Source organism: Blastomonas sp. CCH1-A6 (genome assembly GCF_001556365.1).
GTDB lineage: Bacteria > Pseudomonadota > Alphaproteobacteria > Sphingomonadales > Sphingomonadaceae > Blastomonas > Blastomonas ursincola.
This window is the reverse complement of record NZ_LSIS01000357.1, coordinates 1-1,089: the sequence shown is the minus strand read 5'-3', so window position 1 is coordinate 1,089 and position 1,089 is coordinate 1. Positions and strand designations below refer to the sequence as shown.

Annotated in this window: 1 protein-coding gene and 1 pseudogene; both read right to left on the bottom strand. The window is 64.7% G+C overall.

What is annotated here, in order from left to right:
• Window positions 1–58: 58 nt before the first annotated feature.
• Entirely contained in the window at window positions 59–517 is a 459-nt protein-coding gene (locus AX735_RS16895) for a hypothetical protein (RefSeq protein ID WP_066282607.1), read from the bottom strand.
• A gap of 321 nt (window positions 518–838) precedes the next feature.
• Window positions 839–1,089 (bottom strand): annotated as a pseudogene (locus AX735_RS26005) (DUF736 domain-containing protein); the annotation flags it as partial.

The window sequence follows — 1,089 nt, the reverse complement described above, 5'->3', positions numbered from 1 at the left end:
CGGTGGTGCGTGCGGGACGCGGATCGGGCTAGGTCAGGAGGATGTGCCGATGGCGCTGTTAGCTATCGGTCTCAGGCTTTCCCGGGACGATGGAGAGCGCAGGCGGTTTGAAGCCACCCAACCGGAAGTGCTCACCGATCGCGGCGAGGTCACCTAGAGCATTGTATTCCTGAAGCGTCAGCACGACGCTTTCGATGTCGTCGGCCGAGAATATCGCGCGCGGACCATGACCTGGCCAGACCCGAACCTCGGGCGAGAACGACCCGGGCGAGCCTCCCGACCACGTCCTGAACGGAAGGTCGTTGGTGCAGCAGAAGTCCTCGATATCCTCGATATTGCCGTTCTGGACCTCGTGAGCATGGAGGCGCAGGGGTTCGCCGGATGTAACGGATTCAAGCGGTTCTCCCCCCCATTCGGTCGAGAGGCCGTAGAAATCGGCGAGTTTGTACAGTTCGGGCAGTCGATCGGCGGGAAGTTTCCCCCCGATCGTAATGGAGACGGAGACGCGGTCGGCCATGTCGGGACCTCGTGATGAAGTGGACGTGCCGGTCCCGCGAGCGGTGTCATCACCATTCGCCCGGCTATCCATTCATCACCCCCTTCCCTTGAGCGTGGCCCAGGTTCGAACTGCGATATCCTGTGCTTATACGGCGATAAAGCGAAGGAATAGCTAAATTATCGATCCGATACGGTGTTGAATCGGGACTGGAGCCCATGAAGCAAAAAAAGGGCGACGCCGTGTGCCGGCGTTGCCCCGAGTTTCGGCGTGCGGGAGCGAAAGGGGGCGCGCCCGTGCGCCATGCGGTGCCGTGAGGGAGTGCACGGCACCGGGGGTGGATCAGGCGTCCTCGGCGACGCGCTGGCGGCGACCGCGGCCCTTGCCGACCGGCTCCTCGACCGGGGCGGTGGTTTCGCCCAGGCCGTTGTCGGTGGTGCCCGCATCGTGATCGGGGCCGTTGCCGACCGGGCCGCCATCGGCGCCGAACGGCGGCGACAGATCGTCATCCGCCTTGACGCCGAGCGCGGCACCGACATCGCGGCGCTTCTGGGCGCGCTGCCACACGACGTTGTACGAGCCGTCGTCCTGGC

Excerpts from the sequence above, each read along its gene's own strand:
- AX735_RS16895 (WP_066282607.1), bottom strand. The coding sequence starts at position 517 with ATGGCCGACCGCGTCTCCGTCTCCATTACGATCGGGGGGAAACTTCCC.